This window comes from Enterococcus sp. DIV0876 (genome assembly GCF_050529585.1).
GTDB lineage: Bacteria > Bacillota > Bacilli > Lactobacillales > Enterococcaceae > Enterococcus_D.
The window spans coordinates 1,868,080-1,889,962 of the sequence record NZ_CP172882.1 but is presented as its reverse complement, the minus strand read 5'-3'; the positions used below and the strand labels follow the sequence as shown (position 1 = coordinate 1,889,962).

The window sequence follows — 21,883 nt, the reverse complement described above, 5'->3', positions numbered from 1 at the left end:
ACTATTTAACTAAATGGAGGAAAACAAAATGGCATTGAACATTGAAAACATTGTCGAAGAGCTAAAAGGCGCGACAATCTTAGAATTAAACGATTTAATTAAAGCTATCGAAGAAGAATTTGGCGTATCTGCTGCAGCTCCTGTAGCTGTAGCTGGTGGAGCTGGCGACGGCGCTGCTGCTGAAGAACAAACTGAATTCACTGTAGAATTAACTGCAGCTGGCGATCAAAAAGTTAAAGTTATCAAAGCAGTTCGTGAAGCAACTGGCTTAGGCTTGAAAGAAGCTAAAGCAGTAGTTGATGGCGCTCCTTCAGCTGTTAAAGAAGGCATCTCTAAAGAAGACGCTGAAGCATTGAAAGCAGCTTTAGAAGAAGTTGGCGCTTCAGTAACAGTTAAATAATTATTTCTGATTATTATGAGCTAGAATCCCTTTTAAGTAAGGGTTCTGGCTCTTTTTTTTTAAGAAATGTTGTTTTTTATCGATAATTGCTATTAGGAAAGCTTTGATTGTATCTATTCATCTGATCGATAAACAATTTAAAATTGTGCTTTTTATTCTTTTTACTATAACGATTTTATTTATTTTGAAAAAAATGGAGATTGACTTTCGGTAATGATATACTTTTTGTAATATAATTCGTTGGTGTCAAACAGTCAAATAATTAACAGAATAATCAATAAAATTCAATTCGTTTTTTCATCGTATATTTAGTTGTTTTGTATCCAATGCAATTGTTCAACCAGTGAATACAAAAATAGTCAGGCATTGGCGTGTGTGTTGTCCATTAGGCGTTTCAGTGCAGATTACGATGTGTACATGCCTAATAGAGCAACCGGAAGGAATGAGTCAAATGGAAGAGTTGTTAGTGTTAAGGAATATTTCAAAGGCCTTTAAACAAAAAGAGGCTTTGAAAGATATCAATATCAAAATCAATGCTGGGGAAATTTTAGGTTTTCTTGGACCTTCTGGTTCTGGGAAAACAACGACGATCAAAATCGTGACAGGTCAACTGCAACAAACCAAAGGGGAAGCCAGAATTTTAGGAACAGATACCAGGAAAATAACAGAAAAGATTTATGAACAAATCGGTATTGTCACGGATACGAGTGGCATGTATGAAGAGTTTACTGTATATGACAATCTGCTTGTGTTTGCCAAAGTATTGCAGGTTTCGCCTTCGATCATTGATTCATTGTTAGCAACAGTTGGCCTAATCGAACAGAAAAAACAATTGGCTAGTAAATTATCGAAGGGACAACGACAGCGGCTGATTTTAGCAAGAGCAGTTATGCATCAACCGAAACTTTTATTTTTGGATGAACCAACATCTGGTCTTGATCCTACGACAGCTGCTGAGATCCATAAACTGCTGCTTTCTTTAAAAGAAGCGGGCATGGGTATTTTTTTGACTACCCATAATATGGAAGAGGCGACAAAGTTATGTGACCAAGTCGCGTTACTAAATGAAGGGTATATCGTCGAATTTGGTACACCAGAAGAAATCTGTTTACGCTACAATAAACAAAAAGAATTTCGTATTCTATTGAAAAATCAACAGCGCCATGTTGTGAAAGAAACAGCAGAAAGTTTAGAACAACTGAGTCAATGGATCATCTCGGGCCAGATCGAATCGCTCCATTCCTGTGAGCCAACTTTAGAAAGTGTCTTTATGGCCGTAACAGGGAGGGAATTGGTATGATGATCACAAGACATAAAACGACTGCCTTGATTACATTTAAGTTCAAGGAAATATTGAAGAACAAAACATTTTTGGTTTCAGCTGCGATGGTACCAGGGTTTGTTTTGCTTTACCGTCTGCTGTTCGATGATGCCGAAATTATGAGTGGCATTCAATTATTTTTATTGAATTTCGGTGTAACGTATGCAATCATTATGGTTGGTATGTTCATGCCAGCCACATTTCTGGCAAAAGACAAAGAAAAATATACGTTACGCACATGGATGACATCATCTATCAGCAGCTTAGAATATCTGGTTAGCATGCTTGTTCCGTTTCTAGTACTTACGATTCTGTTGATCGTCATGGTGATTGGGATCAGTGGTATTGACCTGGGTGCCATAGATTTGCCCGTATTTATCTTGGTGGTTTTCTTATCTTCATTGACAGCGATCATTCTTGGTATGTTGGTGGGCTTAGTCTCAAAAAATCAAATGGCCGCGTCGAATAATTCGATGGTATTCTTACTGGTCTTTTTTATGATACCAACGCTCTCGGAGATGAATCAAACGTTGGAACAAATCAGCGAATTCCTCTTTACAGGAGTTGTATCAAAAATGATTGCCAGTTTTGGAGAGGGCGGTCTTCCGTTGACGTTACCAGATTACTTCGTTTTAGTTGCAAGCTTGGTTCTTGCATGCATCGCTTTTGTTGTGATCTATCGGAGAAATGGCTTTGAAAAAGAGCAATAACGTCAAGTCAGCATCATTCCATGCTGACTTGACGTTATTTTTTTCGGAACTGTTGAAATAAAAAAATAAAGATAAAAAAGAATAATGATTCCCAAAGTGTTGTGAGCCAACTGAAATTCCGACTGATCCCGAAAATCAGATTACCCATATTCGAAATAAACAAATACAGTAATGTGGCCAATAATGAATAACCAAGACGTTTCCCCATTGAGATAACCCCCTTTTCAATCATTTTATCAAGTGAGAGAGTAGGGGGCAAATGTTTTTTGCAAATGGCCGATCCAGCATAGAAAAAAGTCATTTTCGTGAGAAAATGACTTATATAAAAACGGGAAAATCAGTGAAGTGGGACATCAAAAACCCAACCTGCAGGTGCCTCGATATCGCCAAATTGAATGCCAGTCAATTGATCGTACAACGCTTTGGTTTGCGGGCCAACTTCCGTTTCGCTATAAAAGATGTGGAAGTCCTCACCATTTTGGATACCGCCGATAGGTGAGATAACAGCCGCAGTTCCACAGGCACCAGCCTCAACAAATTGATCAAGTTCCTCCAAATAGACATCACCTTCAACAGGTGTTAAGCCTAATGCGTGTTCTGCTAAATACAACAGAGAATACTTGGTGATACTTGGCAAGATCGAAGGTGATTTTGGCGTGACAAATTGATTGTCTGCTGTGATGCCAAAAAAGTTTGCAGAGCCAACTTCTTCGATTTTGGTATGCGTTTCTGGATCCAAATAAATACAATCCGAGAATGACCGTTCGTGGGCTTCATAGCCTGGTAACAGACTAGCCGCGTAATTGCCGCCAACTTTAGCAGCACCAGTACCATTTGGTGCTGCACGATCATAATCTGAAACGATGAAGTTCGTTGGAACTAAACCACCTTTGAAGTATGGTCCAACAGGCATACAGAACACTGTGAAGATGTATTCTGGTGCTGGACTAACACCGATGTTTTCACCAACACCAATCAATAATGGACGCAGGTAAAGGGTCGCACCACTGCCATAAGGTGGGACAAATTCTTGGTTGGCTTTGACGACTTGATTGACAGCTGATAAGAACATTTCTTCAGGAACCTGCGGCATACGCAAGCGAGATGCACTGCGGTTCAATCTTTTGCTATTTTCATCTGGACGGAATAAATTGACACCGCCATCTTTTCGACGATAAGCTTTTAAACCTTCGAAACATTGTTGTCCATAATGAAGTGCTGTAGATCCTTCGTGAATATGCAAGTAATTATCTTCAGTTAGTTCACCTTGACGCCAAACACCATCCTTCCATGTTGCCAGAAAACGCCATGGCGTTTTGATATAAGAAAATCCCAAATTTGACCAATCAATTGTTGTCATTTGTTCACACCCTTTTTTAATTTTTATAAGTATAGCACTTACGTTTTTAAAAGTCATTATTTTCTGAAAATTTACCAATATTTTCTAAAATTTTTACGCGTCAGCTATCCATATTATTGTCACAAAGGGGGCTGAATCAATTGTATTTCTAAATTTTCTGTGCTTCAATAAGGATATGAAATAACAAAAAAGGAGGATCGGATGTGACAACTGAATCAGGGATTGAAAGTTTGGGGATTCAAGCAGCGTATCAGAGACTAAAACCAATCATGATCCATACACCACTTGCGCCGTCGAACATTTTAAGCAAAGAGAAAGACGGTGAAATCTTTTTGAAATTAGAAAACCTGCAACGGACAGGTTCATTCAAAGCCCGGGGTGCCTATAACAAATTATCTTCTCTAACTGAAAACGAACGCAGCCGTGGTGTGATTGCTTGTTCGGCTGGCAACCATGCCCAAGGTGTAGCCTTGGCGGGATCTCTATTGGGGATCAAGGTACGGATCTTTATGCCTCTCACGGCGGCTAAAACAAAAGTCGAGGCGACGCAAAGCTATGGTGCAGAAGTTGTTTTGGCGGGGGAGACCTTTGATGAAACGAAACAGATCACTTTGGAGGCGATGAAAGATAGTGGAGAAGTCTTTGTATCGCCGTTTGATGATCAAGCTGTCATGGAAGGTCAGGGAACAATTGCTTTGGAGATTTTGGCTGATTTGCCTTTGGTCGATAATGTGATCGTACCCATTGGTGGTGGCGGTCTCATTGCTGGTATAGCTTTAGCAATAAAGGATCTTAGGCCAGAAGTCAAAATTATTGGTGTCCAATCTTACGGCGTGTACGGAATGATTGCGTCGATTTGGCAGCAAAAATTGGTTGCCAACCGGCGGAATCGAACGTTGGCAGATGGTTGCGATGTTGCTTTAGCAGGAGAGTTGACCTATGAAGTCCTAAAAACGAGAATCGATGAGACGGTTCTAGTAGAAGAAAAGGATATTGAGAAAGCCATCAATTATCTGGCGCTAAAAGAAAAAGTGATTGCTGAAGGTGCCGGTGCTTTAAGTACGGCAGCTATCTTAAGTGGTCAAATCGATCATTTGCTCAAAGACAAAAAAACTGTAGCAATTGTCTCTGGTGGGAACATCGATTTTTCAGTGTTTAAAGAGATTATTTGATTTACCAAAGACCCTTTGAGACAAGTGAAAAGCCCCTGAAGAATCCAACGTTTAGATTCGTTGGATCCTCCAGGGGTTTTGGTATTCACTTAGTGTTTGTGCTTTTTTCAATCAAAGATTCGATCCATTGACCGAATGTTATGACGTATTTCAAATGACCGACAAGGGTGTAGCGCGCAAGATGATCATTGATTCTTTCGTAGAAAAATTGGCGATTTTCACTAGAATAAAGTGAGTTGAATTGGTTAATGATTTCTTGTGTTTGTTTTTTGAGCAGGTCATCTGAGACAATCGGCACATCAATAGCGAGCAAACTTTCGCCATGCTTTTTTTCTTCACGCTGTTGATTGAATGTCAATAAAGGATCTGTAAAGTTTTCACCGAGTAAAGTCTGCACCGCTTCTCGGGAAAAACGCCATTGTCCAGCTACTTTTACGCCTTCGATCATATGGGATTTTTGGTAATTGCGTATCGTTCGGGTAGTGACCCCCAGTTTTTTGGCAAGTTCATCCACTGTATAGTAATCCTTCATACGTGCCTCCTAAATCGTGAGTGTGCGATGACAAAAAGCGGCATCATCTTTCTTATGACTAGTATAGATGATTATGCGTTCCTTTGCATGGATTTTTAAAGCATTCATAATGATTTGTATAGAATGGTCATCAAGGCTGCTGGTAGCTTCATCCAGCAGCAAAATATCTGCCTTGCTGATCAATGCTCGTGCAACAGCAATACGTTGTTTTTCTCCTCCGGAAAGGTCAGCACCATTTTCTTTCAAACAGCTGGTCCAATTTCGATGGAGAAACAAAGGGGTTAAAATACTGGTTTTTTCCAGATAGGCTTTCTCATCTGAGGTCAATTTCCTGCCCCACGTAATATTCTCTTCAATCGTTCGTGACAAAATGGTCGGTTCTTGTGCTAGATACAATATGCGATCATTATTGAGATTTGTACATTGAATGGGTTGATTATTTTCTGATACGCAACTAAACTCAAGTCCATCAATAGGATAAAAACCGCAAATCGCTTTCAGTAAAGTTGACTTTCCTCTTCCTGATGGACCACAAAGATGAATGTGTTCGCCTTTTTTGATCGTTGTATGGACATCAAAGTGAAAAGTGTGGCTACTATCCATAGCTATTTTGGGATTGGTTAACGTGAAGCCCTGGACTTCTTTTACCTTTTCGGTATCTTTTTGAGGTAAAAAGGCTGTTATTTCATCTTTGACAAATTGCTGGTTGGTTTTCAAGGTAGTGGTGTCTAAATTGATTTTGGTCAACCCACCCAGCGCGGAAAAATAGATTGGCAACAGAACACCTACCAAAATAATCGCAGTGGAGGGAAGTGTATGTTGTAGAATTCTTTGTATAACAAATAGATAGACACCAGTTTGTGCGACTTGATTCAGCATATTGATGCCAAGACTTGAAGATTGTGCGAAAATATTTGTTTTGGCAAGTGTTTGATACATCGCATGTAACTCTTTTTCAAATAGTTGTTTGAATATTTGCTGACTCCACTGTTTCATGGTTTCTACATGGGTGATGGAGGTCAGCAATTCCTTGTTTGTATAAGCGGCAGTTTGTTGCATTTTGGCCATCCTAACGGCTAAGTGTTTGTTGATTGCGTAATAGCCCAATAGGTTGATGGGAATCAACATCAGCAGCGGAAGCCCTAACAAGATATGGATTTTTAGGCACATCAAAAGGGAGACGAGGATAAGGATCACACAGCGAATACTTTCGCTAAAACTGCCGCATATAAATAAATAATAGGCATCGACCACACCGAATATCCGATTCAATAAATAAGTGGGTTGTTTTTTTGACAACGCTGTGTACGGCATGCGCTTCATTTGGAGCAATAAGGTAAATAAATGGTTCTTATTCAATGTGGCTGCATAGCGTTCTTTAATCAAAATAAGGAGAAATTGCGCAAAATATGTTGCAGTTAGCGTTATGATAAGTAGAATAACCAGTTGCGTGAATGTAAAGGAGGTGCTGTCTTGTAATAAAAGCGGGAAAATAAATGTACTAACTGCAGTAAAAATGACCAGTAGAATACTTAGACAAATAAAGAATTTGTTTTTCCTAATAAGTTCAAACATAACCCATCCTCTTTTCCTAATTTTTCCTAATGATAATGCAAAAAAATGAAAGTGTCAAATAAAAAAAGAATTCCAATACGGAATTCTTTTTTTGGTATTAGAAACTTCTGCCGCCACCGCCGAATGTGCCGCCGCCAGAAGAATGTGTTGTGCTGCCGCCGCCACCGAAACCGCCACCGCCAGAGTTCTTTGGTGGGCGCGGAATTCTGCGGGTGGTGACGAATGAATTGACCAACCGATCTTCCTTCTGCGTCAATTTGATCGCTGATTTTTCACGATAAGGATATTTATAGCCACCCATCTTCAATTGATAGCGTGATTTTACGATCACGAAAAAGGCAATCGCTGCAATCGCAGCTACAACCAAACTAATGCCAATCTCTAGAGGGGTCAAGACTTTGTAATAGGTGATCTTACCAGTATCTCGATCGACACGATAATGACCGCCAGGCACACCTGACTCGACAAAATGAGCGGATTGCTGCAAATAAATCTTTGCCACTTGAAAGTAATTGCCTTCACTCGCTGCATCATACATCGCATCAAGCATATCATCCAAACGTGCATCTGTGAGGTAATCGATCATATTCCCTGAGGTAGACACATGGAATTCACGGATATTCATGTTGATCACTAATGCAGAACCATTATTGTCATTGCCGACCCGATCAGCCAAATAACGATCGGTATAGTATTCAATATCATCAGTTGGGCTATTGGTTGTCTCAATAAAGACTTCGCCTTTGATGGTTTCGTTTAGCGTATCTGCTTCTTGGCTTAGTTGCTGGATTTCTTCTTCTGTAAACAAATTAGCGTTATCTGATACAGTGTCCTCAGCTGCCAATGCTGGTGCTGTCGTAAAGAAAAAACCGAGAGCGATAAAGAAAATCAAGGATATTTTTTTCATATGAAATACCCCACGATCATGCCGATAATGGCAATTGCTGCAAAGATACCGCCGCTGAGGAGGCCTAAACGTTGATAACTGATGGGCAAGACACCGCTCACTTTACCAGTTTGTCCATTCATCGCATAATAAAAGGCGCTCTTGTTCGGGTCATCGGCCCGATACGTCACCAGCCAAACTGGCAATAATACATAGTTGTTGTTTTGCTGTGTGATATCGATTGATCGTTGCGTCCGATTAAAGCTGGTATAGCCATTTACCGTATCACTCAACAGATTTTCTGCATAGCCTGAAAGTTCTTGTTTGACTTCATCAGCCAACGTTTGATATTCGATGTCGCGTTTTTCTGCTTGGAAACCGGCCAAATATTGACTGCGAAAATCAACCGCTTTTTCAAGCGGGAAAGGTTGGACGCCTGTGACCATTTTTTTCTGAACGTTTTTGGACAACGCATTTTTGATCAGTTCTTTGATGCGGATCTTCCCTTGTCTCGTGACGGCAAATTGCTTGTGCTCCGTGTATTCTATATCACCTACACGCCAAATGCGCAATGAAGTGCCAGTACCAGAAAGTTGTCCGTCCATTTCGGCATCGACGGACCAATAAGGAAAGTAGACACCGGTCAATTTTTCAACTTGAGATTGATCAAAGAAATCTCGCGGCACAAACCATTTCTTTTTGGCCCACGCCAGAAACTTTTCAGTAGCTTCTTCTTTTTCAACCGCAAAAGGCAAAACTTTGTTCGGCAAAAACTCACCTGATAAACGGCCAGACAAGACCACTGGATTGTGGCAGAAATAGCAGTAGGTAGCTGCTGTCGTTGCATCGGTCACGATCTCTGCGCCACAACTTGGACAGAGAAAAAGATCCATTTGCGCAGCTGCTTCATCAGCTTGTTGTTGTAAATCTTCTTTCAATTGCGGCTCTGTATCTTCTGTGATTGTTTGCGTTCCTATAGTGTCTTGATCAGCCATTTTGGCTTCTTTTTGTTTTTCTTCAAAAGCTGTCACTTCATCTTCGCTGAAGATACTTAAACAAAAAGGGCAGTGAAATTTTTGATCTCCTGGATCAAAAGTCAAAGCGCCCCCGCAATTGGGGCACTTATGTGTGATAACGTCCATTAGAGTTCCTCCTTTGTTCAATCGATGGGAACACCTTTAAATGGTTTGCCGCAGTTTGGACAGAATTTAGGAATACCATTGGCTAAATCGATGATTTCACCGCAGTCTGCACATTTCATTTTTAAGCTAGGACCGCCACTGGTTGGTTTTTCAGTGCCGCAGTTGCTGCAGAACTTACCGGTGTTGGTTGTGCCGCATTGTGGACAATCCCATTGCTCACCGTTGTTTTGGGCTTGCTGTTTTTGTTGTTCTTGATTTTGCTGAATCTGTTGCTGGTTATTTTGCGCTGCTTGGTTCAAATAGCTGCCATTGGCATTCATGCCCATGCCCATACCTACAAAGCCGGTTGTTGCACCTGCTGCGTTGCTGCCGGCTGATTCCATACCTCGAGCGATCGAGCCTTGGACGTATCCTTCACGGACAGAAGGGTCGCCAAGCATCGCCCCTTGGTTACGCATGTTGATTAGTTTCACAGAATCATCCGTATAAGAGATACTTGCGACAGCTACTGAAACAATCTCCATGCCGCGCAATTCGCGCCAGCTCTCATCTAAAACATTCCCCATGTATTTGCTTAATTCCATGCTTTTTGATGGTACATAAGAAATGCGTTCGCCATCTGCCGACATCTTGTTGATTGCTGTTTGCAGCGCTGTCAAAAATTCTGCCAAGTACTGCTCATTGATGTCATTGATATCAACTTGGGTTTTGTTTTTAGGAATCGCATTGGTGTAAAACAAGATTGGGTCAGTGATCCGTAAGGAATAATTCCCGTGGGCTCTTAAAAATAATTCGGCGTTGTAAAAATTATCGAAGTAATTCAACGGCGATGAAGTGCCAAAGCGAATACCTTTGATTTCTTGCAAGTTGATATAAAATACTTGTTGTTTTTGCGGTGTAACGCCGCCAAATTTGAAACGATCGAAGGTTTCGGAAATTGCATCTTTCAGTGATCCATTGAACATCGAAGGTGCCAAATTATTTTTGACTGTATAGTAGCCTTCCTCGGCAGTGTAATCGATGATTTTGCCGCCATCTACTAGCAACATCATCATATTTGGATAGACGTGGATCACGGAACCGTCAGTGATCACATCATCTGTGCCTTTTTTATTGGAACCGCGTTTGTCATTGCGTCGAACTTTCACACCTTTAGTCATTACTGTCGTGTCACCCATATTGTCAGGTTCGATAACCTCTAGCCACTGATCTGCTAAACCGCCGCCGATCGTGCTTGTTGCCGCTTTGATAATACCCATTTTCAGTCCTCCTTTGAATTGTCATCATCTTGAATAGATGAATGTATGTTCATTATACCATAGGGGGCGAGAATCACGTCATCAGACCAAAGCTGTAGATTGTTTGATTTCATCGCATATCATGTGAACTGACATGAAGGATTTCTGCTGTACATTAAATTTAGTTATCTTTTGCAATTGCGCCTTTGAAAAGGTAGTTTTTTCTGCAAATATTACGTATAATAGAATGTAGCGAATTTTGAAATGAGTGAGGAAAATTATGGCTTATCAAGCACTGTACCGCGTTTGGCGTTCTCAACGATTTGATGATGTCGTTGGACAAAAGGCGATTACCCAAACTTTAAAAAATGCCATCGATCAAAAGCAAATTTCCCATGCTTATTTGTTTACGGGTCCTCGAGGAACCGGTAAAACGAGTGCCGCGAAAATTTTTGCCAAAGCGATCAACTGTCCGAATCAGGTCAACGGGGAACCATGTAATGCATGCGAAATGTGTCGCTCTATTACTGCTGGTACCCAAGAAGATGTGATCGAGATCGATGCGGCCAGCAACAATGGTGTTGAAGAAATTCGGTTTATCCGTGATCGCGCCAATTATGCACCAACACAAGCTGAATACAAAATTTATATTATTGATGAAGTCCATATGCTATCGACGGGAGCCTTTAATGCGTTATTGAAAACCTTGGAGGAACCAAGAAAGAATGTTGTCTTTATCCTAGCGACAACTGAACCGCATAAAATCCCAGCTACGATCATTTCGCGGACACAGCGATTTGATTTTAAACGAATCAATACGCTAGACATCGTTTCTCATTTGGAGAAAGTTCTTGATTCCAGTGAGATCGCCTACGAACCAGAAGCGCTGCAAGTGATTGCCAGAGCCGCAGAAGGGGGAATGCGGGATGCCTTGAGTATCACAGATCAAGCCATTGCCTTTAGTGATGGCACTGTGACGATGCAAGATGCGTTGGAAGTGACGGGCAGTTTGTCTTTTGATATGATGGATCGCTTGATGCAAGCATGTTTAGATAAAGAAGTGGCTGAGGCTTTGAATATTTTGCGAGAATTGCTGGCATCTGGGAAAGAAGCCCGCCGTTTGTTAGAAAATCTGCTGGTTTACTGTCGAGATCTCTTGATGTACCAACAAGCACCACAATTGGTTGCTGACAAATCGACGCAACTGACGGAAGGATTCAAGGCATTGGCACAACACACTGATGCTCCCAAAATCTATCACTGGATCTCTGTTTTGAATGATACACAAAACGAAGTTCGATTCACCAATAACCCAACGATTTATTTGGAAGTGGCGATGGTGAAGTTAGCCAATGATTCGGAACAAACAGTTGGTGCGTCAGGGGCTGTATCGTCAGATACTAGCCAAGAAGTTCAGCAGCTGCAGATCGCTGTCCAAAAATTACAAGCAGAGATCCAACGTTTGCAAGACAATCGACCAGCGGCATCAATGGAACCTGCGACAACCAATAAAAAAAGCAAGACGACGAGTTCTTTTCGCTTGCCGAAGGAACGGGTTTTCCAAGTCTTAAAAGGGGCTACCAAAAAAGATTTGGCCAATATTCGCAATATTTGGGATGATTTGCTGATGTCTTTATCCGTGACACAACGCGCGATGTTGCATGCCAGCGAAGCCAAAGCTGCCAGCGAAACGGGGGTCGTGATTGCTTTTGACTATGAGATTCTCTGTCAACGGGCCAGCAATGACCAAGACTTTCAGCTGCTGATCCACAATCAGATTTCTAGAATGGTCAAAGATTATGCACCGCAAGCCGTGTTTATCACCAAAGAAAGTTGGCCTTTGCTGCGCAGAGAGTTTTTAGCTGGCGGTCAAGTGACGGAAGAAACAGAGCTAGAAGAAGAAGCAGGGGAAGTTGTGCAAGCAAAAACAGATCCTGCAGATGATATTGTAGTAACCCAAGCACAAGCGATGTTTGGTGAGTTAACAAGTATTGAAGAAAACTAAATAGGAGTGAATCGATATGATGCGAGGCATGGGCAATATGCAAGGCATGATGAAACAGATGCAAAAAATGCAAAAAGAAATGGTCAAAGAACAAGAAGCGTTGAACCAAAAAGAATTCTTTGGTGAATCAACCAATGGATATGTGAAAGCAACGTTCACAGGAAATAAAAGATTGAAAGATTTGGCTATCGATGAAGCAATCGTGGATACTGATGATCTAGAGATGCTGCAAGATATGGTTATCTTAGCAATCAATGATGGGCTAGCAAAAATCGAAAAAGAAACGGAACAAACAATGGGCAAATATACCAAAGGAATTCCGGGTCTATAAAAGGAGAAATGTAGCGTGCAATATCCAGATCCGATTGCACGATTGATTGACAGTTATATGAAACTGCCAGGAATCGGCCAAAAAACTGCCACTCGTTTGGCTTTTTATACCATTGATATGAAAGATGAAGTTGTCAATGAGTTTGCTAAATCTTTGATCAGTGTCAAACGTGACCTGCATTTTTGCAGTATTTGCGGCAATATCACGGAAGAAGATCCTTGCGAGATATGTGGCGATCCAACAAGAGATAAGGGGACTATTTTGGTGGTTGAAGAACCAAAAGATGTCATGGCTCTTGAAAAAGTACGGGAGTATCATGGGTTGTATCATGTCTTGCATGGTGTTTTGTCCCCTATGGAAGGCACTGGACCTGAAGATATCAACATTTCTTCTTTGATTCAGCGCTTGCATGATGACCAAGTCAAAGAAGTGATCATCGCGACCAATGCGACAACTGAAGGTGAAGCGACGGCAATGTACCTTTCACGGCTGATCAAGCCAGCAGGGATCAAAGTGACCCGCTTAGCCCATGGCTTATCTGTGGGCAGCGATATCGAGTATGCGGATGAAGTAACATTGCTCAAAGCCGTCGAAGGACGTCGAGAACTATAAATATATTGGAGGCAAACAAGGTGAATGGATTGTTCATTACCATCGAAGGACCAGATGGCGCTGGAAAAACCAGTGTCCTAGAAGAGTTATATCCTCGTTTACAATTAGAAGCAACAAGAAAAATCGTTAAAACACGAGAACCTGGTGGTGTCAGAATCGCCGAAAAAATTCGTAACATTATTTTAGACCCCAAAAATGAGGAGATGGATGAACGGACGGAAGCTTTGCTTTATGCAGCAGCGAGACGGCAACACTTGATTGAAGTTGTCCTTCCAGCATTGAATGATGGTAAAATCGTGATTTGTGATCGCTTTGTCGATAGTTCATTGGCTTATCAAGGCGCTGGACGCCGGATTGGGATGCCGGAAATCGCCAATATCAATGAATTTGCGACGGAAGGAACCACCCCTGATTTTACCTTGTATTTGGATGTCGATTCAGATACGGGCTTACATCGGATCCAAAAAAATCGTGCCCATCAATATGACCGCTTAGATTCAGAAGGATTGGAATTTCATCAACGGGTACGTCACGCCTATTTGAAGTTAGCAGAAGAAAATCCTGTACGGATTCATAAGATTGATGCTAGAATGGGGTTACAAGACGTTGTTGAATCAAGCTATTCGGCAATCGTTGAAGCGTATCCGGCCTTTTTTAAATCTTTATAATAGATGATTGAACTTATGAAGGAGATGATCCCATGAAATTAATTATGGCAATTGTACAAGACAAGGACAGCAATCGTTTGGCAAATGAATTTATCGATGCCAATATTCGGGCAACGAAGTTATCTTCTACTGGTGGTTTTTTGAAAGCGGGAAATAGTACGTTTATTATCGGTTTGGAAGATGAACGTGTTCAAGAGGCGTTAGAATTGATCAAAAAGACCTGTCAATCTCGTAAGCAATATGTGTCGACACCAATGTCGTTAGATATTTCCTTAGATGGTCAAGTGCCTTATCCTGTGGAAGTTGAAGTTGGCGGCGCGACTGTGTTTGTTTTACCTGTTGATGGATTCCATCAATATTAAGAAGGAGCTTTTCATGGAGGCACAATTTCTGCAAGAAAATCAACCGCAAGTATTTGCCCAACTAAAGAAAAGTATCAAGCATGGGCGGATCGCTCATGCTTATCTTTTTGAAGGGGATAAAGGGACTGGGAAACATGAAACAAGTATTTGGCTCGCGAAACGTTTGTTTTGTACCCAGCTGCAAGAGGATGACCCTTGTAACACGTGTAATAATTGTCAACGGATCAGTCGAGGGGAGCATCCTGACGTGATCCAGATCGAACCAGAGGGACAAACGATCAAAGTGGATCAAATTCGACAACTGCAAGAAGAATTTACTAAAAGCGGTTTTGAGAGCAGTATCAAGATTTTCATCTTATCACAAGCCGAAAAAATGAATGCAAGTGCAGCCAATAGCTTACTAAAATTTCTTGAGGAACCAGTAGGTAATTTTCTGGCAATTCTTGAAACGGAAAGTCTCGGCAGAATTTTGCCAACGATCCAATCCCGTTGCCAAGTGATTCATTTTTCGCCAATTTCAAAAGCAGCACTGCAAAAAAAATTGCAAGCTGAAGGGCTTTCAAATGAAACCAGCCGTCTTCTTAGTTATCTGACAAATAGTTATCATAAAGCAGTTGAAATCTCTCAGAATGAATGGTTTAATGAAACTAAGGATGCTGTTGTACGCTGGGTGGATTACCTTTTGAAAAGAGACCCGCAAGCTTTTATATTTGTACAAAAAAGATTGCTGAGTCAAGCAAAAGAAAAAAGCCAGCAAATAGAGATTTTTTCACTCTTGTTATTTTACCTGCAAGAAGAAAGAGATCGACTGCTTGCGCAAGGTTCTTGGGGGAAAGAAATCAATCAGGCCATTGAAGCCGCGTTGCAGGCCCAAAAAAAATTGCAGGCCAATGTTGCTTTTCAAGGTGTTGCAGAGCAATTTTGTGTGAAAATCATCTATGGAGATTCGCGACAGCCGGAAAAGAGGGCCTAAGATGATTGAAGTGATTGGGATACGTTTCGAAGAGGTCGGCCAAATATTTTATTATGCGCCCCGAAAAGAAACCTATACTTTGAATGAAAAAGTAATCGTAGAGTCACAAGATATACGGTGTATCGGTACTGTAGTAACCGCAGTTCAACAGTTGGATCCACAAGATTTACCTCATGATGTGAAGTCGATCATTCGCCGCGCCAACAGTCAAGACTTGGACAAAGAAGCAAGCAATGCACAAGATGCTGCACGTGCGCTGCAAGCAGCAAAAGCCAAAGTCCGTGACCACCGCTTACCGATGAAACTGATCAACGCCTCCTATACATTGGAACGAAACAAGCTGATTTTTTCGTTTACCGCGGAAGGCCGGATCGATTTTCGAGAGTTGGTCAAGGATTTGGCTAATACCTTTCATACACGGATCGAGTTAAAACAGATTGGTGTACGAGATGAAGCAAAGATTCTGGGAGGCATCGGTCCCTGCGGCCGCAAACTTTGTTGTGCCACTTTTTTGGGAGATTTTATACCTGTTTCGATCAAGATGGCGAAAGATCAAGGGTTGTCTTTGAACCCAACCAAGATTTCTGGTCTGTGCGGGCGTTTGATGTGTTGTTTGAAATACGAGAATGAAGAATATGAACGAGCAAAAAAAGCCATGCCCGATCGAGGAAAAGAAGTTGTGACCCCTGATGGGAAAGGGCGTGTCGTTGGTTTAGATTTATTGAGCCGTGTTGTCAAAGTGCGCTTGCATGACCGACAGACTGCTGTTGAATATGGCTATGAAGAATTAGTGACAAAATAAGCAGGTGACTATAATGAGCATGGATAAACGATCGCTATACGATGGACTGAATCAATTAGAATCGGAGTTGCAAAACTCCTTGAACAATCTGGCGGAAATGAAACAATCACTGCAAGAAATCGTTGAAAAAAATACCACGTTGGAATTGGAAAATCAACGTCTCCGAGAACACATTCGCGAGCTGAATCTTGTGGCAGATGCGCCTGCCGAAACCGCCAAACAAGAGTTGTCTAAGTCTAGGATGAACTTAGAGAAAATTTATGAGGAAGGGTTCCATGTCTGTTATGACCTATATGGGTCCAGAAGAGAGCATGACGAACCATGTGCTTTTTGCCTTGAAGTGATTTATCGCGAAAGCGGCAAATAAACATATGGCACAAAGAAAAAGATCAGGTAAAGCTGGTCTTTTTTTGGAGAGGAGCAACCATGCAGAAACAACAAAGTTACAAACATGATGTTGGGAAACTTTATTTGGTGCCTACGCCAATTGGTAATCTAGAGGATATGACGGTACGTTGTGTCAAGATTTTGGGAGAAGCGGACTTGATTGCAAGTGAGGATACCCGTAATACCCAGAAGTTGTTGAATCATTTTGACATCACGACGCCCCAAAAAAGTTTGCATGAACATAATTATAAAGAAAGAGTGCCGCAATTGGTGGCCTTATTACAATCAGGGCAAGTAATCGCCCAGTGTAGTGATGCTGGTATGCCGTCCATTAGCGATCCTGGCCATGAATTGGTCAAAGCTTGTATTGCTGAAGGGATTGATGTGATTGCATTACCTGGCCCGACAGCGGGATTGACTGCTTTGATTGCTTCTGGGCTTTCACCACAACCAAATTTATTTTATGGGTTCTTGCCCCGAAAGAAAAAAGATCAGGTTGCTGAGTTGACTAAATTGGCAACACAGCAAAGTACGATGATTTTCTACGAGTCACCCTATCGTATCGGCAATACCGTTGCTGTCATCGGCGAAGTTTTTGGTGAACGACATGCAGTGATTTGTCGAGAGCTGACCAAAATTCATGAAGAATACCTGCGAGGCACGTTGTCTGAGCTTTCGGACTATCTTGCAGCGCATACCTTAAAAGGTGAGTGCTGTCTGCTAGTTGAAGGTGCGGGTGAGCCGGAGCAAGTGCATTACGAAGGCAGTTATGTCGAACAAGTAGAGTTGCTGATAGCTGAGGGTGTTTCTTCGAAAGAGGCCATTAAAGAAGTGGCAAAACGAAATCAAGTAAAGAAACAAGTCGTGTATAATCTTTATCATGCAATTGAATCCGATAGCTAAATCCATTGACAAATGGTGTATGAGCAAGATAAGCAGAAGAAATGGAACTGATTCGTGAAAAAGCAGATAGCCGATAAACTGTCCTTTAGGGGCAGTTTTTCTTTTGCAGAAAGCATCCTTTTGATGTGACTTTTTCTCACATCAATCGTAATAAGTTTTCAGAAAATTTTGTGAATTAATGAAAAGTACTAGCCTCAGCTATTTTTAGATGATAGGATAGCACTCAGATAGATAAGGAGGCGTTTCAGATGGATACAGGAAATATAGCATTTATTTTGATTTGCAGCAGTATGGTATTTTTAATGACACCAGCATTGGCATTCTTTTATGGTGGGCTGGAGCGTAGAAAAAACATCTTAAATACCATGATGATGGTCATTTGTACGATGGGATTGGCTTCAGTATTGTGGGTGACGCTAGGATATACCCTTTCATTTAGTGGAACTGGCTCTTTTATCGGTAATTTTGACAAAGTGTTCTTCAATCATGTATCCATGTCCGAAGGGGAGGGAATACCCGAAGGATTATTTGCTGGGTTTCAGATGATGTTCGCCCTGATCACAACCGCGATCATCACTGGATCAGTTGTTGGAAGAATGCGATTTTCAGCGATTTTCCTATTTATTGGTTTTTGGCTGGTCCTGGTTTATTTCCCAATGGCTCATATGGTATGGGGTGGGGGCTTCTTGGATGCCATTGGTTCGATCGATTTTGCTGGGGGAAATGTCGTTCATATCAGTTCCGGTATCAGTGGGTTGGTATTGGCTATTGCGGTTGGAAAACGCCGTGAGTTTCATCAAACTGAATATCGTCCCCATAACATTCCATTTGTTGTCTTGGGTGCTGGCTTATTATGGTTTGGCTGGTTTGGCTTCAACGCAGGTTCAGCACTAGCTGCTGATGGTTTGGCGATCCATGCTTTACTGACGACGAATACAGCAGCTGCCAGTGCAATGCTATCTTGGATGTTGATCGAGAAGCTGATGTTAGGCAAACCGACTATCGTAGGTGCGTGTACTGGCGCTGTAGTTGGTTTAGTTGCCATTACGCCTGGTGCTGGTTTTGTTTCCCTGTGGTCGTCATTTATCATTGGCGCGTTGGTGAGTCCATTTTGTTACTATTTTATCTCAGTGATCAAACATCGTCTTGGATTAGATGATGCTTTGGATGCGTTTGGCTGTCATGGGGTTGGGGGAATCTTTGGTGGAATCATGACGGGAGTTTTCGCAGATCCAGCAGTTGGTGGGCGTTCTGGATTGATCTATGGCAGCATAGATTTATTTATTGCTCAACTTGAAAGTATTGTCTTTACGATTTTATTTGCGGGAATCATATCCTTCATTCTGATTCATGTCATCAAACGATTTATGCCGATACGTGTCTCTGAACAAGAAGAAGCAGTTGGTATGGATCGCATTGAGCATGATGAAACTGCCTATCCAACCTTTATGGGTTTAGATTCTTAACTTTGGAGGAACTGATATGAAAAAAGTTGAAGCTATTATTCGGCAAGAAAAAATTGAAGAACTGAAAGCTGCGTTGGCTCTTTCAGATATTACCAGCGGAATGACCGTGAATCAAGTTTTAGGGTATGGCAAACAAAAGGGCTTGAAAGAGTATATTCGTGGACAAGCGGTGATTACTACACTGTTACCAAAAGTGACGGTGTGTTTCGTGGTAGAAGATCAGCATGTTGAGCCTGTTATCGCGTTGATTATTTCGATTTGCTGCACGGATGAAGTCGGGGATGGCAAGATTTTTGTTTATCCAGTCGAAGAAGCTGTGCGGATTCGGACGAATGAACGTGGGTCACAAGCGTTATAAGACAACGATTGCTCGTTATCCCCCAAAAAGAGTATTGGCAAGCGGCTGAGATTCTTTTTGGGGGATTCAAGACTATTGTAAGGGAACTTCTGTTCGTTTATAATAGATGTAACGAGGTGATAAGTGTGTCTGAATTACAATTCCCTTTACATAATGATACAAGCCGCAAAATCATTCACATCGATATGGATGCCTTTTTTGCGTCTGTTGAAGAAAGAGATGATCCAACACTGGCCCAACATCCCTTAGTGATTGCACGTCATCCAAGCGATACAGGCGGGCGCGGTGTAGTGACGACAGCCAATTATTTGGCGCGGCAATATGGCATCCATTCGGCTATGAGTGCCCAAAAAGCTTTTGAATTGTGCCCCCAAGCCATTTTTAAACCAGGGGATCATCAAAAATACCGTGAAGTGTCTCAACAAATTAGAGCGATTTTTCACCGGTATACTGATATCATCGAACCAGTATCAATCGATGAAGCCTACCTAGATGTGACAACAAATAAAATCGACTGTCCTTCAGCCATCAAAATTGCCCGCATGATCCAAAGAGATATTTGGCAAGAAACCCACTTGACTTGTTCAGCAGGGGTCAGTTACAACAAATTTTTGGCCAAATTGTCCTCGGATTACCACAAACCAAGGGGAATGACGGTGGTGATGCCGGAAGATGCAGTTGACTTTTTGAAACAGCTGCCTATTGAGAAATTTCATGGCATCGGTAAAAAAACTGTACCACGTATGCATGAAATGGGTATATTGACTGGTGCGGAGTTATATGAAATGAGTGAGATGGCGTTGATTCGTGCCTTTGGCAAGATGGGGTATTCTCTTTATCGAAAAGTGCGCGGCATCCATGATTCACCTGTCAGTGTCACGCGAGAACGCAAATCTGTCGGCAAAGAACATACCTATGGCAATCCGTTGACAACTGAAGAACAAGTCGTCAGCCAATTGCGCTCGATTGCAGAAGAAGTCGCAGAATCCCTCAAACGGAACCAGAAACATGGCAAAACCGTGGTACTGAAAGTGCGTTATACGGATTACTCGACGATCACCAAACGCGTGACGTTGCCAGTGTATGTCCATAAGAAAGAACAACTCTTCTCAGAGGCAAGTTTGATTTGGGAGGATGTTTTGGGTTTGGAACATGGAATACGTTTGTTGGGCATTACAGTCACTAATTTGGACCCGTTGACCTATGAGAATATCGTATTGCCATTGTGGCAGAATTCGGAAGAAGATGAATAAGGGGTGTTGATCGTTGGAAGAAGTATATCAGGCGCTGTTTGCTTTACAAGATGATGTGCAAAGTCAAAAGATGGCTGCTTATATGCGCAATCAATTCGTATTTTTAGGCATTCGAACGCCGATTCGTCGGCAGACCGCAAAAACTGCCCTAGCTGAAGCCAAAAAAAGAGGCGTGATTGATTGGGCTTTTATCGATGTATGTTGGCAGAGCGAATATCGAGAACATCATTATTTGGCAATCGACTATTTGGCAGCTATGGCTTCTTTTTTAAATAAGGAAGATCTGCCGAAAATCGAAGCTTTACTTTTACAGCACGCATGGTGGGACAGTGTTGATGCTTTAGGTACAGTCATTTCAAAAATGGTCTTGCAAGATCCGACTTTAAAAAGAGAGATGCTGCGTTGGAGTGTAGCGGATAGTATCTGGCTGCGTCGTTCAGCGATCATCCACCAATTGTTATTGAAACACCAGACCGATACAGAGTTGTTGCGGGTGATTTTGGTGAACAACTTTGGTACGAAGACATTCTTTATCAATAAGGCCATCGGTTGGAGCTTGCGAGATTATGCCAAGACTGATCCCGAGTGGGTGCGGCGATTCTTAACTGTTTATAGTGAACAAATGGCACCTTTAAGTATCAGAGAAGCAAGTAAGTATTTGGATCAATGATTTAAGATAAATAACCAAAATACCCTAGACAAAAACAATTTTGCATTGTCTTTGTCTAGGGTATTTGTGGGATTTTTTAAATCTGTTTCTTTATCTGCTCATAACTTTCTTCGGCATCTTTGCATTTGGCCCAAATAACAGCTTCACCTTGTGCTTTGGAAGCAGCAACATCGATGATTCTTTGATTACTGCTGCCGCGAAATTGCAAGTTCAAATTACGTTTGCTTAATTCAAATCGGCCATCCACCAAAATATCGATTTTGCTAAGCAGTTCTAACTTGTCTGCTGTGTCTACGAGCAATTCTTCATAAGTATAGCCGGACCAGCTCCAAATATCTTTGCTGTTGCCGAATTCTTTACGAACGCGGTCTACGACCTGTAAACAAACGGGTGTATTCAAGAAAGGCTCGCCGCCGAGCAATGTCAATCCTTGTACATAATCTGGTCGGAGATCTTCAATGATTTGGTCTTCTAATTCTTGCGTGAATGGAATCCCATAGTTGAAATTTTGGACAGCTTTGTTAAAACAGCCTTCACAAGCAAAGAGACACCCGCTGACGTATAAACTATTTCTGATTCCTTCACCATCGACAAAATTATACGCTTTATAATCAGCGATCCTATTTTGGCTATAGTCTTGTGCTTGCCATTCTTTAGGTTTTGGATTTCTCATCTTCAAACTTCTTTCTATACGCTGTAAGAAAAGAAGAAAAACAAGAGACGTTTTTCTTCTTAGTAGCCATTCTAGTTTCTTTAT

The 21,883-nt window shown here is 41.6% G+C and carries 25 protein-coding genes; 17 read left to right on the top strand and 8 right to left on the bottom strand.

Annotated features, from left to right (window positions below; all coding sequences use genetic code 11):
- Positions 1-28: 28 nt before the first annotated feature.
- From rplL to IGI41_RS08770, 3 genes are all read left to right on the top strand, one after another.
- Positions 29-400 (top strand): 50S ribosomal protein L7/L12, encoded by a 372-nt coding sequence (rplL, locus tag IGI41_RS08780; RefSeq protein ID WP_430609388.1) that lies wholly within the window; start codon positions 29-31, stop codon positions 398-400.
- A 451-nt stretch (positions 401-851) separates the two neighbouring features.
- Positions 852-1,700 (top strand): ABC transporter ATP-binding protein, encoded by an 849-nt coding sequence (locus tag IGI41_RS08775; RefSeq protein ID WP_430609386.1) that lies wholly within the window; start codon positions 852-854, stop codon positions 1,698-1,700.
- Positions 1,697-2,431: an ABC transporter permease gene (locus tag IGI41_RS08770; RefSeq protein WP_430609385.1), complete on the top strand. Its 735-nt coding sequence runs from the start codon at positions 1,697-1,699 to the stop codon at positions 2,429-2,431. The genes IGI41_RS08775 and IGI41_RS08770 overlap by 4 nt, the downstream gene beginning before the upstream one ends.
- Before the next feature lie 34 nt (positions 2,432-2,465).
- On the opposite strand, the gene IGI41_RS08765 is transcribed toward IGI41_RS08770, so the two are convergent.
- Both IGI41_RS08765 and IGI41_RS08760 read right to left on the bottom strand, forming a co-directional pair.
- Positions 2,466-2,639: a hypothetical protein gene (locus IGI41_RS08765; RefSeq protein ID WP_430609384.1), complete on the bottom strand. Its 174-nt coding sequence runs from the start codon at positions 2,637-2,639 to the stop codon at positions 2,466-2,468.
- A gap of 129 nt (positions 2,640-2,768) precedes the next feature.
- Positions 2,769-3,791, bottom strand: coding sequence for a branched-chain amino acid aminotransferase (locus IGI41_RS08760; protein ID WP_430609383.1), 1,023 nt, complete (start codon positions 3,789-3,791; stop codon positions 2,769-2,771).
- 203 nt (positions 3,792-3,994) lie between these two features.
- On the opposite strand from IGI41_RS08760, the gene IGI41_RS08755 reads away from it, so the two are divergent.
- Positions 3,995-4,963, top strand: a complete 969-nt coding sequence (locus tag IGI41_RS08755; RefSeq protein WP_430609382.1) for a pyridoxal-phosphate dependent enzyme — start codon at positions 3,995-3,997, stop codon at positions 4,961-4,963.
- Between the two features lie 85 nt (positions 4,964-5,048).
- On the opposite strand, the gene IGI41_RS08750 is transcribed toward IGI41_RS08755, so the two are convergent.
- The 5 genes from IGI41_RS08750 to IGI41_RS08730 all read right to left on the bottom strand — a co-directional run bounded on the left by IGI41_RS08750 (position 5,049) and on the right by IGI41_RS08730 (position 10,357).
- Positions 5,049-5,495 carry a helix-turn-helix domain-containing protein gene (locus tag IGI41_RS08750; RefSeq protein ID WP_430609381.1) on the bottom strand — a complete coding sequence of 149 codons (447 nt, stop codon included), beginning with the start codon at positions 5,493-5,495 and terminating at the stop codon, positions 5,049-5,051.
- Between the two features lie 9 nt (positions 5,496-5,504).
- Positions 5,505-7,070 carry an ATP-binding cassette domain-containing protein gene (locus tag IGI41_RS08745; RefSeq protein WP_430609380.1) on the bottom strand — a complete coding sequence of 522 codons (1,566 nt, stop codon included), beginning with the start codon at positions 7,068-7,070 and terminating at the stop codon, positions 5,505-5,507.
- 97 nt (positions 7,071-7,167) lie between these two features.
- A complete protein-coding gene (locus IGI41_RS08740) occupies positions 7,168-7,977 on the bottom strand; it encodes a TPM domain-containing protein (protein ID WP_430609378.1) in 810 nt (269 codons plus the stop codon).
- Complete coding sequence (locus tag IGI41_RS08735) at positions 7,974-9,098, bottom strand: TFIIB-type zinc ribbon-containing protein (RefSeq protein WP_430609377.1); 1,125 nt, start codon at positions 9,096-9,098, stop codon at positions 7,974-7,976. Before IGI41_RS08735 ends, IGI41_RS08740 begins: the two co-directional genes overlap by 4 nt.
- A 17-nt stretch (positions 9,099-9,115) precedes the next feature.
- Complete coding sequence (locus tag IGI41_RS08730; protein WP_430609376.1) at positions 9,116-10,357, bottom strand: SPFH domain-containing protein; 1,242 nt, start codon at positions 10,355-10,357, stop codon at positions 9,116-9,118.
- A 259-nt stretch (positions 10,358-10,616) separates the two neighbouring features.
- Between IGI41_RS08730 and dnaX the strand changes: the two genes are divergently transcribed.
- The 13 genes from dnaX (at position 10,617) to IGI41_RS08665 (ending at position 21,126) form a co-directional block, all read left to right on the top strand.
- Complete coding sequence (dnaX, locus tag IGI41_RS08725; RefSeq protein ID WP_430609375.1) at positions 10,617-12,341, top strand: DNA polymerase III subunit gamma/tau; 1,725 nt, start codon at positions 10,617-10,619, stop codon at positions 12,339-12,341.
- Between the two features lie 16 nt (positions 12,342-12,357).
- Positions 12,358-12,672, top strand: coding sequence for a YbaB/EbfC family nucleoid-associated protein (locus tag IGI41_RS08720; protein WP_430609374.1), 315 nt, complete (start codon positions 12,358-12,360; stop codon positions 12,670-12,672).
- Positions 12,673-12,687: 15 nt separating this feature from the next.
- Positions 12,688-13,284, top strand: coding sequence for a recombination mediator RecR (gene recR, locus IGI41_RS08715; protein ID WP_312497990.1), 597 nt, complete (start codon positions 12,688-12,690; stop codon positions 13,282-13,284).
- A 20-nt stretch (positions 13,285-13,304) separates the two neighbouring features.
- Complete coding sequence (gene tmk, locus IGI41_RS08710; RefSeq protein WP_430609373.1) at positions 13,305-13,952, top strand: dTMP kinase; 648 nt, start codon at positions 13,305-13,307, stop codon at positions 13,950-13,952.
- A gap of 32 nt (positions 13,953-13,984) precedes the next feature.
- Positions 13,985-14,314: a cyclic-di-AMP receptor gene (locus IGI41_RS08705; RefSeq protein ID WP_430609372.1), complete on the top strand. Its 330-nt coding sequence runs from the start codon at positions 13,985-13,987 to the stop codon at positions 14,312-14,314.
- A 13-nt stretch (positions 14,315-14,327) separates the two neighbouring features.
- The gene (holB, locus tag IGI41_RS08700) at positions 14,328-15,287 is read left to right on the top strand and encodes a DNA polymerase III subunit delta' (RefSeq protein WP_430609371.1); all 960 of its coding nucleotides are present in this window, start codon (positions 14,328-14,330) and stop codon (positions 15,285-15,287) included.
- A 1-nt stretch (position 15,288) separates the two neighbouring features.
- Positions 15,289-16,089 (top strand): PSP1 domain-containing protein, encoded by an 801-nt coding sequence (locus IGI41_RS08695; RefSeq protein ID WP_430609370.1) that lies wholly within the window; start codon positions 15,289-15,291, stop codon positions 16,087-16,089.
- 19 nt (positions 16,090-16,108) lie between these two features.
- Entirely contained in the window at positions 16,109-16,456 is a 348-nt protein-coding gene (locus tag IGI41_RS08690; RefSeq protein WP_430609369.1) for a DNA replication initiation control protein YabA, read from the top strand.
- Positions 16,457-16,515: 59 nt separating this feature from the next.
- On the top strand, positions 16,516-17,379 hold the full coding sequence (gene rsmI, locus IGI41_RS08685) for a 16S rRNA (cytidine(1402)-2'-O)-methyltransferase (protein ID WP_430609368.1): 864 nt from the start codon (positions 16,516-16,518) through the stop codon (positions 17,377-17,379).
- 248 nt (positions 17,380-17,627) lie between these two features.
- The gene (locus tag IGI41_RS08680) at positions 17,628-18,845 is read left to right on the top strand and encodes an ammonium transporter (protein ID WP_430609367.1); all 1,218 of its coding nucleotides are present in this window, start codon (positions 17,628-17,630) and stop codon (positions 18,843-18,845) included.
- 16 nt (positions 18,846-18,861) lie between these two features.
- Positions 18,862-19,203 (top strand): P-II family nitrogen regulator, encoded by a 342-nt coding sequence (locus IGI41_RS08675; RefSeq protein ID WP_430609366.1) that lies wholly within the window; start codon positions 18,862-18,864, stop codon positions 19,201-19,203.
- A 125-nt stretch (positions 19,204-19,328) separates the two neighbouring features.
- The gene (gene dinB / locus IGI41_RS08670; RefSeq protein ID WP_430609365.1) at positions 19,329-20,456 is read left to right on the top strand and encodes a DNA polymerase IV; all 1,128 of its coding nucleotides are present in this window, start codon (positions 19,329-19,331) and stop codon (positions 20,454-20,456) included.
- Between the two features lie 13 nt (positions 20,457-20,469).
- Positions 20,470-21,126 carry a DNA alkylation repair protein gene (locus tag IGI41_RS08665; RefSeq protein ID WP_430609364.1) on the top strand — a complete coding sequence of 219 codons (657 nt, stop codon included), beginning with the start codon at positions 20,470-20,472 and terminating at the stop codon, positions 21,124-21,126.
- A gap of 76 nt (positions 21,127-21,202) precedes the next feature.
- On the opposite strand, the gene nrdG is transcribed toward IGI41_RS08665, so the two are convergent.
- Entirely contained in the window at positions 21,203-21,799 is a 597-nt protein-coding gene (gene nrdG / locus IGI41_RS08660; protein WP_430609363.1) for an anaerobic ribonucleoside-triphosphate reductase activating protein, read from the bottom strand.
- Positions 21,800-21,883 lie beyond the last annotated feature (84 nt).

Coding starts and splice junctions, on each gene's coding strand:
- rplL (WP_430609388.1), top strand. CDS start 29: ATGGCATTGAACATTGAAAACATTGTCGAAGAGCTAAAAGGCGCGACA.
- IGI41_RS08775 (WP_430609386.1), top strand. CDS start 852: ATGGAAGAGTTGTTAGTGTTAAGGAATATTTCAAAGGCCTTTAAACAA.
- IGI41_RS08770 (WP_430609385.1), top strand. CDS start 1,697: ATGATGATCACAAGACATAAAACGACTGCCTTGATTACATTTAAGTTC.
- IGI41_RS08765 (WP_430609384.1), bottom strand. CDS start 2,639: ATGGGGAAACGTCTTGGTTATTCATTATTGGCCACATTACTGTATTTG.
- IGI41_RS08760 (WP_430609383.1), bottom strand. CDS start 3,791: ATGACAACAATTGATTGGTCAAATTTGGGATTTTCTTATATCAAAACG.
- IGI41_RS08750 (WP_430609381.1), bottom strand. CDS start 5,495: ATGAAGGATTACTATACAGTGGATGAACTTGCCAAAAAACTGGGGGTC.
- IGI41_RS08745 (WP_430609380.1), bottom strand. CDS start 7,070: ATGTTTGAACTTATTAGGAAAAACAAATTCTTTATTTGTCTAAGTATT.
- IGI41_RS08740 (WP_430609378.1), bottom strand. CDS start 7,977: ATGAAAAAAATATCCTTGATTTTCTTTATCGCTCTCGGTTTTTTCTTT.
- IGI41_RS08735 (WP_430609377.1), bottom strand. CDS start 9,098: ATGGACGTTATCACACATAAGTGCCCCAATTGCGGGGGCGCTTTGACT.
- IGI41_RS08730 (WP_430609376.1), bottom strand. CDS start 10,357: ATGGGTATTATCAAAGCGGCAACAAGCACGATCGGCGGCGGTTTAGCA.
- dnaX (WP_430609375.1), top strand. CDS start 10,617: ATGGCTTATCAAGCACTGTACCGCGTTTGGCGTTCTCAACGATTTGAT.
- IGI41_RS08720 (WP_430609374.1), top strand. CDS start 12,358: ATGATGCGAGGCATGGGCAATATGCAAGGCATGATGAAACAGATGCAA.
- IGI41_RS08705 (WP_430609372.1), top strand. CDS start 13,985: ATGAAATTAATTATGGCAATTGTACAAGACAAGGACAGCAATCGTTTG.
- holB (WP_430609371.1), top strand. CDS start 14,328: ATGGAGGCACAATTTCTGCAAGAAAATCAACCGCAAGTATTTGCCCAA.
- IGI41_RS08695 (WP_430609370.1), top strand. CDS start 15,289: ATGATTGAAGTGATTGGGATACGTTTCGAAGAGGTCGGCCAAATATTT.
- IGI41_RS08690 (WP_430609369.1), top strand. CDS start 16,109: ATGGATAAACGATCGCTATACGATGGACTGAATCAATTAGAATCGGAG.
- rsmI (WP_430609368.1), top strand. CDS start 16,516: ATGCAGAAACAACAAAGTTACAAACATGATGTTGGGAAACTTTATTTG.
- IGI41_RS08680 (WP_430609367.1), top strand. CDS start 17,628: ATGGATACAGGAAATATAGCATTTATTTTGATTTGCAGCAGTATGGTA.
- IGI41_RS08675 (WP_430609366.1), top strand. CDS start 18,862: ATGAAAAAAGTTGAAGCTATTATTCGGCAAGAAAAAATTGAAGAACTG.
- nrdG (WP_430609363.1), bottom strand. CDS start 21,799: ATGAGAAATCCAAAACCTAAAGAATGGCAAGCACAAGACTATAGCCAA.